Below are 8,620 nucleotides of genomic sequence, written 5' to 3' on the forward strand. Positions count from 1 at the left end.
AATGAAAAAAACATTTTTACTTTTTTTGCTTAGTACAGCCGTCATACATGCTGTAGCGCAACAGACTGCCCAGCAGGTCTTCGAAAACAAAGCCGAGCTTCATGGAGATAGCATCGTCTTTCCCCTGACCCTGGTTAATGCTTACCCTTTTATATCGGTAGAGGTCAATGGGGTCAAGGGAAAGTTCATGTTTGATACAGGCCTTAATTCAGCCATTGAAATTAACGACAATGCGGTAAATCTACCTGGAAAGAAAGCGGTGAACAGGGGGCAGGTCGGTAGCGGGCAGTCCTTTATGAAAAGCATCAATGATACCATAACAGAAGTTAAGTTTAAGAATGGTCTGACTTACCATAACCTTTTAAATATCACCAGTGGAAATTTTGATTTCCTTCAGAACAATATCACCCCTGACTGTATCGGATATATCGGCCACAAGTTTTATGAGGGCTATCTATTTAAAATCGATTATCTAAAAAGGAAACTCACGTTTTATAAAAACACACCGGAACGGCAAAAATCAAAGGATTTTTTAAATGATGAAAAAGTATTGGCAGTGCTCAATTTCGAAACCAGAAGGCTGCCAAATCACCCCATGGTCCGCGTCAGGATCGGTAAATTTGGTCTACTTGGGTCGTTTGATACAGGTCAATATGGCCTGCTTCAACTGGATGATCAGGCGGCAACGGTGCTGAAAACTAAATGCCTGGTTATCCCTGCAGGGAACGACGCTTATGATGATCCGATAGTCAATGTCAGTGATATGGTTTTGGACGGAAAACTTAAAGTAAGTGTAAAAGGAATTACTCCCTATACCCTCGAGCAAACGGCTCCGTTCCGTAAGGGAATGCGGATCAGCGAAGCCAGCTATATCTGTTTTGGATACCGATTTTTAGATCAGTATAAAACGGTCTGGGATTATGGGGAAAAGAAAATCTATGTGCTTGAAAAATGATATCTCGAGCAAGTATCAGATTCTTCAAAGTACAAATCGAAAGTCTCCTGAAATATTTTTTTCAGGGGGCTTTCGATATTGCCCTGGGTTAAACTTATTGCTGCGGCATCTCCCGATGTTTGTATTGTCCTAAACAATTAGGCATTAAACAAGATGTAAAAAGCAATTATAATGATGGTAATGAGTGTACTAGGTTTTGCCGTTCAGGCTCAAAAAGCAACCAACAAAAATTCTAAAACGATTGTACTTGTGCACGGCGCATGGTCGGATGCACCTTTCTGGGACGCAGTAGCATGCTTCTTGAAGCCCATCAAATCATATCTAGTGGGTTTTTTAATTTTTTGGTTTTTATCTCTCTGGCGGCCATCGTATAACCACCCTGGGAGCCATCGACAAAATGAATGTGTGCGTTTTTCATATCCCTGACATAACAGGACATAATGGATGAAGTACTGATATGGGCGCCAAAGATAATCTCACCCTCAGATTCTAGTTTGTCCAGGGCTTCGATAAGCTGGATCCTTTGAACCCTTGTGCCTGAAATGACCGTATTGATCCGCCCATCAAGCACCAGGTTATCTGACATTTCCACCAGATCACTTAAGTACCGTCTACCTGAACTGGTCATGAAATAAAAATAGGCCAGCACACCGGAAATCCCATTCACAAGATAAAGTGAAAGCCGGCCTTTATTATATTTGGCAAGCAGTTCACTCCGAAGCCTATTGTAGGTTGATTTAAGTTTAAGTTTTTTTGTTGAAATGGGACGGCGCTGCTTATCACTGCCATAAATGGCATCAATTCCTGCAAGTACCTTACTTAAGATAGTGCCCTGGTTTTCGGTTTTTCCGATAACCAGTAAGGTGAGCACTTCCTCTTGGTTTACCGGTACAGGGATCTGGTCCCAACGGCATTCCATCCCAGTTAAGTCAGCTTCTGCTGTAGTGGATGAAGCTTTAAATGGATCACAGGCTGTGCCCTTTAACTGCTCTTCCGCATAGCTTAATCCGTTCCCCAGGATAACCGGCATTGAAAAAACAGAGGACCTACTGTGTTTGGCAATCTGCAGCTTAAACCCGGCGGCATAAATATCCCTTACAGGAATGGCCCCAATCCTAAGATCAAGATTAAAATTTGCTTTCGTGCTGGTCCTAAAGCTTCCTAACGCACCCATGATATCTCCACTTATCGAGGATGGGACAATGAAAGTCGCCCCATCACCCCCAAAGAAAAACGGTATATCCATTTCTTTGCCAAAAGCAATGTTAAGCACTATGGCAATGGTACAGGTAGCTATCAGATTTACCGTTTGATGCTTGCCTTCTGAAACCGCTGCGGTTGAATTTTTGATATCCGTTAAAATAATATCCCAGTCGTTTGGCACCGTACTAAAGGCCGAATCTGACGAAAACAGTTCTGCAAGTGGAAGGCTGGACTGCTCAAGCTCAGTATAGAATAAGTCTGATTTATTGTTGCTCATAACGGCTTGTTTTTTACCTTTGAGAAATCTCTTTCCTGTGTTTCAATCCCCATTTGTGCAGCTCGATAACCACATTATGCAAAGATTTTCCATGATCGGTAATTGAATATTCAAATCTTTTCGGGGCAGCTGGCGATACCGTCCGTCTGATCAATAGATTCCTTTCCAATTCTTTTAACTCTTTGGATAGCATACGGTCGGTAATCTGAGGGATTTCGTTTGTCAACTGCCTGAAACGCATATTTTCAAAGGTTAAACAGATGAGAATAGCTAATTTCCATTTGCCGTTCAGCACATAAACAGCATCTGTTACGGGTTGGATCATAGCTCGTAACGTTTCCTTGGTATATAATTTTTCCATCTGGTTGCAATACCGAAATAAGTGCCGAACATCCTAAAGACACTTACTTTAGTATAGTAAACTTAGGAGTTTTTAAACTGGAAACCTAACATATTTTGTTTACAACAGGTGCCATGCAGATTTTCCCTGATCAACACTTGGAAATTAAAACAGGATTGTCATGTCAATCCGTTTTTTTAGGGAAATATTTATCTGTCTCAACATGTCTGAAATTTTTTAGGATCCTGGTTTGGGACAGAAGTACGCTATTTTGAATCAGGTGTTCAAATAGGGACTTATATATAAGAGGATATTTTAGAAAGTATCTACTTATATATTGATTTGATGGATGGGGTGGTTATTAAGTTTGATGAAATAGGAAATGACGACTTTATTCTAATCAGGACGGATTAACGGAATGGGAAGAAAATCCTACAGCTAACTCTACTAGGCATGATATGGAATCGGTTCAATTCTATCAAAAAACGAGAGCTCCTTACTATGCTATTACAGGCTCGCCCGGTTCTGCAAAAAGAGTTTGGGATTGATGATATTTTGAACAACGCAGCTAGATTAGTCCTTGGTTTAAAGGTGGTTAATAAGTCAGTGGAGCCAAATAATATATTCCCAAATAACCAAATAACCTTCCAGGACAAATGACTAGTGATATGGTCGACAAGATCCTGAAGCATGAATTATGGATGGTAATGATTTGTCAAGGATAGAAGGCCAGGAAATACTTGTTTTTTTAGTGAAATCTGCACTTTTGGCCGCTGAGGATGTAAATTGAGGGTGTTCGAATCCCTAGTGCTCTCGGGGTTTTATGGTCTATTTTTAGAAAAATAGTACGATTTTTAGTATAAATCGTTAATACGCATCAAATTGGCTTCATTTTGTTATTTTGTAAATATTTGGATATCAGTATTGTATAAAAATAAAAGCGCGTGTTCTAAAAATATGCGCTTTTGCACTTTTGCGGGGAATCGGATTATCCACTACAACATCTACAGGAACTTTTCAGAATTATCAGGGAAATATATAAGAATAAGAAACGAATGGAAGGCGATCAGCAGAAGGATTGGATTTATCTGTCTCATTTTTAAGCTGTAATGGAATTCATATGTCTAGTAGAGATTTTAAGAATATCTCTACTAGATATTTTATAAACTTCGCGGTTTAAGATTTACTTTCGATAATATTTGATTTTATTACGGTCATCTAAGACATCTCTGTTTCCCATTAAGTGGATTTATTTATTCCATTCAATATTATTTTCCGCCCATTGTTTTGCAGAGGTAGTTTCAACCGAATTTGTCTCTATTTCCTGTTCAGTTAAGTAAACACGCTCAACCTTTTTAATCTTGTTTTTATACCGTGCAAATGGACCAACCGCAAGCCATCCGTTGGAAAGGCAGACGCGAATAATCTTACCGAAGTTTTTCAAGTATTTCACAGCTGAATTGTTAGCACATTTTCGGACTGATCGCAAATAAAAATCGTACTCAGTTATAAAATCGTAGTTAACTTTTCTGATGTCGATATCGCTAATCTTGTACTTCCACTGCAAGAACTCGACAGTATGTTTTAAAAATGTCCTGTAACGCTCAGCTGTGCCTTTAGAAAACTCTCTTCCTACAAGTGCTTCCATCTTTTGGTTATGGTCTTTAAAAATATCAAATAAGGTGCGTTGCTTTGCTACCTTGCCCTGAAACTGATCTCTTAATTCCTCGGCGGTGATGGTGTCATCTTTTTCAGTTAATTGCCGGTGAGCTTCGAATATTTTGTTTTGGAGATCATCCAGGTAAGCATTCAAGGATTTCATCTCCTCTTTTTTGCCATTACAGCGGCCTGAAGTTGTGTTCCATTGTATAGGATCACAGCATCGGCCTGTGGTTACTTCACAACGTTTTCCTTCGACCGTAATCCGAAGATAGATAGGGGCTTTGCCTGATTGATAATTCTTTTGCTTCTTTATATAGAAGAGTAAGCTGAAATTGGTTTTCATAATGCATTACATTAATGGTTAACAAATTTAGCTTTTCAGGTACTTTTTCACAAGATGTTCGTTAATGAAACATGTTGATTGTCAGGTTGATGTGTCAGATTCGGTGAGTCATTTTCATTTTCCAAATTACTCACCCTTGAGTTGAGAATTGATGCATATTTTGGTGTATCCTAAAAAGCAAAAAACCTGCTATTCATACGATTTGCAGGCTTTTTGTTGGTTTGACACCTTTTTGGCGGGGAATCGGATTACCCACTACAACATCTACAGGAACTTTTCAGAATAATCAGGGAAATTTATAAGAATAAGAAGCATATAGAAGATAATAAGAATGGACGAGATGGAAAGTAGCTAAAGAAACTCTTGTTTTTGATCTGTAATCGATGTTTTAGACCTCTTTTAAGATTATATTATCTAGTAGAGGATTTTAAGATCACTCTACTAGACAACTTTTTAGAGTGGTTACATCATAACTAATTAGTTAACTTTAGTGAGCCTACAAACTTCAACGAAGTTGCTGGGCTGGATAAACCATCCCAAGCTGATCCCCCTTCGCCAATTTTGTATTGACCCCATTGGCACTAATGATCAGAATATTAAATGCTGTTTTGAAAATGGGGGAGAAGGTCAATTAAAATGGTTTGCCCAGACTGGGGCTTGGAACACCGTAACAGTTTCTTTGATAAAGACAAGGCGAAAACGAGCTAATACTTTCTTCTGCTATTATTGCTAATTATCAGAAAAGGATAACTTAATTTAAAACGCCCCCTGTGATTTTCAGCGATTGCTTAAAACGTTTTATATCGTTAGGTTCGACATCTGTAAAGGGTAGGCCTTTTGCTCTGATTTCATTGAGACAGTATTGCCACACCTCTCAAAAATCCATTTTACTTACAGTCGTATTCTTCGCGCTTTATCCTAAACTGAACCATAAAACAGCTAACTGTTTTTTAAATTGTGGGTAATGCACCTCCGTCAACTGAATAATTAGTTCCGGTAATATACTTAGCTTCTGAAGAAACCAAAAAGGCTACAAGGTTAGCAATTTCTTTAGGCTCGGCCATCCTGCCCACTGGAACACCTACTTTGTCCATTACGGCTTTAAAAGCGTCATCAACTGTAATATTTGAAGACTTCGACATATTCTCAATAAAATCAAGCATTAACTGTGTTTTGACTACACCCGGTGAAACTACATTTACACGTATTCCTTTTGAGCCTAATTCATTCGCCAATGCTTTGCTGTATGCATTCAATGCTGCTTTTGCAGAAGAGTAAGACATTGTCATCTCCCAGATCGGCTGTTTTGCGGCACCAGTAGAAATATTGATAATTACACCGCTTTTTTGTCTAATCATTACAGGCAATAGCGATTTGTTAATGCGCACTACCGACAAAAAATTTAATTGCCAGTCATTATACCAATGTTCGTCTGAAAGTGCATCAAAACCACCGCCTGGGCTTAAATTAGCACCTGCATTGTTTACTATAATGTCTATTCTGCCATATTTTTCAAAAATTTCCTTAGCAATAGCTTCTGCATTTTCTGGTTGAGTGAGGTCAGCCGCTATGAAGTGATGCCTATTTGTGTTTTCTTCAGGTGCGGTTCGTGCAGTTATCACCACTTGAGCGCCTTTACTACTTAATTTATCGGCAATGGTTTTGCCAATCCCTTTCGTTCCGCCTGTTACTAAAGCAACCTGCCCCTTTAATATAGTATCCATATTGTTTATTTAAAATTGAATTGCAAAGTAAAATATAATACTTTACTTTTGAAAGTAGGAACACTTTTGTATAGTAATACCAAAAAGTAAAGTATTACACGAAATCAAATACTTATGGAAGATAAAAAAAATAATAAAAATGATGAACGATGTGCACTTCAAGAAATTTTGGGTGTAATAGGAGGAAAATGGTCAATGTCGATTATCTATGCTTTATTTAGAGGTAAGAAGCGTTTCAGCGAATTAGAGAGAATGGTACCAAAGATTAACACCCGAATGTTGGTAAAGGAATTGAAGAATATGGAAACAAATGGAATTGTCATTAGAAATGTTTTTGCAACCGTGCCGCCTACAGTAGAATATACCTTAACTTCAAAAGGCGAAAAATTAGAGCCAATTATTAATGAGCTGTATAAATGGGGACTTGAGTATGTTAACTGAAAAGTTAGTCGCGTAATTTGAGAAGCATTCCGATGAACGTTATAACTGCTTTTCTTTTCGCATCATGCTCAGATAAGCCGGCGTAATGCCCAGATAGGTAGCAATGTGTTTTTGTGCGATACGACTTTCCAGTCCTGGATAAAGTTTTCGGAACTCAAGGTAGCGTTCTTCTGCCGTTTTGGATAGATTGGATGTGATACGCTTCTGGTATAGGTCAAAGCCATTTTGTGTGAGGATGCGGAAGAAGCGTTCAAACTTTGGTATCTCAGCAAATAGTTCTTCCAGTTGTGATAATGATATATAATATACCTCACTGTCTTCCAGTGCTTGTATGGCGTTAACTGCCGGCTTTTCCTTAAAGAAGCTCACGATATCACAGGCCCACCAGTTTTCGGGATAAAAGCCGATATTGTGCGCCATGCCTTCATTATCGGCATAAAACATACGCAGGCACCCTCGGTTTACAAAATAAATATCCCGGTTAATTTTTCCGGGTTCTAGTAGGAAACTGCGTTTGGCCACCATTTTCTGCTGCAATAAAACAAGCACTTTCTCCTGTTCATCAGAAGAAAGTGCTATGTGCATGGCAAAATTTGATAGAATCAATCGGTGCATAGGCCAAGTTAAGCATTTACAAGTCAAACGGTGTGGTCATATACAAATGCAGGTTGTCTGTTGCCGTTAGGCGATGCTGATCGGCAATATCGCGGTAGGCATCGCTTTCTGCAATTGTTTTAAATGCCCTGGCGCTGGGGTATTCTACCAGTGCAATAGCATCCCACGCTTCGTTTTCCGGTGCAAGTATGTTGGCTACCACATTGCATACCAATCTGACTTTTACATCATTGATGCCTAATTTTTCAGTAACCTTACGAAAGGCAGGGAGATAAGTTTTGAAATAATGCTCTCGGTCTTTAAATTTCAACATGTTGAGCATCAATACAGGACCTTGTACTTCTTCAAATTCAGGTAATTTCATAATATAGTTTTATAATGATTAAAAAAAGCCAACAATGCGGATGATGCGGTTATCGCTGTTAAACTCAAAATAGTCCATACCCACAATCGGGTAGCCTTCCGGACGAATAGCCAGCCGGCGGAAACGACCGTTGTTATGATGCGTATTCGGTTCGCTAAGCACCGTAAAGGTTCGCGGGCCCATCTGCTCATAGGAGCTGATGATTAGATCAGTAATAGCATCCTGCCCGGTAATGGTATCGGTCAGGCAGTCTGTGAAGGTGGCTTCCGGTGCCCAGCAGTTGCTGATGAGCGCTTTGATGGCTTCGCGTTCCGTTTCGTTCCAGGCACTTGTGTAAGTGAGGATCGTTTCTTCAATCTTTTTTATGTTTTCCATACAGCAAAGATCGCCGGCAGGCGCCGAAAAAAAGTTCAACTGGTTGAAGATTTAAAAATAGTAATAATGGAAGACGTCCTGTTTCAACTAAACGATAAAGAGGCTTCAACCAAAAATGCTTTTCGCTGCGCTCAATGACCTTTTTTGTCTTCATCCATCCTTGCACGAAATCGTGCTGAACTGACTGTAAACAAAAAATGCCACCCGAATTGGGTAGCATTTTTGTTTGGCGGAGAGTGGGGGAATTGTACCCCGGGTTAAAATCTCGCTTTAATATGGTGTCGAAGAGGTTTGCGATTGGCGACTCACCGAATCACTCAC

General features: G+C 39.5%; 9 protein-coding genes. 2 read left to right on the forward strand and 7 right to left on the reverse strand.

Features of this window, described 5'->3' with window-relative positions; translation table 11 throughout:
- Position 1 precedes the first annotated feature (1 nt).
- Positions 2 to 955 carry a hypothetical protein gene (locus AC6CH7_RS26345; protein ID WP_498265544.1) on the forward strand — a complete coding sequence of 318 codons (954 nt, stop codon included), beginning with the start codon at positions 2 to 4 and terminating at the stop codon, positions 953 to 955.
- Between the two features lie 310 nt (positions 956 to 1,265).
- Here the strand turns inward: AC6CH7_RS26345 and AC6CH7_RS26350 are convergent, their stop codons facing one another.
- From AC6CH7_RS26350 to AC6CH7_RS26365, 4 genes are all read right to left on the reverse strand, one after another.
- On the reverse strand, positions 1,266 to 2,435 hold the full coding sequence (locus AC6CH7_RS26350) for a DUF3095 family protein (protein ID WP_498265545.1): 1,170 nt from the start codon (positions 2,433 to 2,435) through the stop codon (positions 1,266 to 1,268).
- 13 nt (positions 2,436 to 2,448) lie between these two features.
- On the reverse strand, positions 2,449 to 2,796 hold the full coding sequence (locus AC6CH7_RS26355; RefSeq protein WP_498265546.1) for a winged helix-turn-helix transcriptional regulator: 348 nt from the start codon (positions 2,794 to 2,796) through the stop codon (positions 2,449 to 2,451).
- A 1,228-nt stretch (positions 2,797 to 4,024) separates the two neighbouring features.
- The gene (locus AC6CH7_RS26360) at positions 4,025 to 4,780 is read right to left on the reverse strand and encodes a phage integrase SAM-like domain and Arm DNA-binding domain-containing protein (RefSeq protein ID WP_498265547.1); all 756 of its coding nucleotides are present in this window, start codon (positions 4,778 to 4,780) and stop codon (positions 4,025 to 4,027) included.
- 950 nt (positions 4,781 to 5,730) lie between these two features.
- Positions 5,731 to 6,504 (reverse strand): SDR family oxidoreductase, encoded by a 774-nt coding sequence (locus AC6CH7_RS26365; RefSeq protein ID WP_498265548.1) that lies wholly within the window; start codon positions 6,502 to 6,504, stop codon positions 5,731 to 5,733.
- 114 nt (positions 6,505 to 6,618) lie between these two features.
- Between AC6CH7_RS26365 and AC6CH7_RS26370 the strand changes: the two genes are divergently transcribed.
- Positions 6,619 to 6,945 (forward strand): winged helix-turn-helix transcriptional regulator, encoded by a 327-nt coding sequence (locus AC6CH7_RS26370; RefSeq protein WP_498265549.1) that lies wholly within the window; start codon positions 6,619 to 6,621, stop codon positions 6,943 to 6,945.
- A 39-nt stretch (positions 6,946 to 6,984) separates the two neighbouring features.
- Here the strand turns inward: AC6CH7_RS26370 and AC6CH7_RS26375 are convergent, their stop codons facing one another.
- The 3 genes from AC6CH7_RS26375 to AC6CH7_RS26385 are packed head-to-tail and all read right to left on the reverse strand — an operon-like array spanning position 6,985 to position 8,299.
- On the reverse strand, positions 6,985 to 7,560 hold the full coding sequence (locus tag AC6CH7_RS26375; RefSeq protein WP_498265550.1) for a Crp/Fnr family transcriptional regulator: 576 nt from the start codon (positions 7,558 to 7,560) through the stop codon (positions 6,985 to 6,987).
- 16 nt (positions 7,561 to 7,576) lie between these two features.
- On the reverse strand, positions 7,577 to 7,924 hold the full coding sequence (locus tag AC6CH7_RS26380; protein WP_498265551.1) for a DUF1330 domain-containing protein: 348 nt from the start codon (positions 7,922 to 7,924) through the stop codon (positions 7,577 to 7,579).
- 18 nt (positions 7,925 to 7,942) lie between these two features.
- Positions 7,943 to 8,299: a nuclear transport factor 2 family protein gene (locus tag AC6CH7_RS26385; RefSeq protein ID WP_498265552.1), complete on the reverse strand. Its 357-nt coding sequence runs from the start codon at positions 8,297 to 8,299 to the stop codon at positions 7,943 to 7,945.
- Positions 8,300 to 8,620: the final 321 nt, after the last annotated feature.

This window comes from Pedobacter sp. GQ55 (assembly GCF_059758925.1).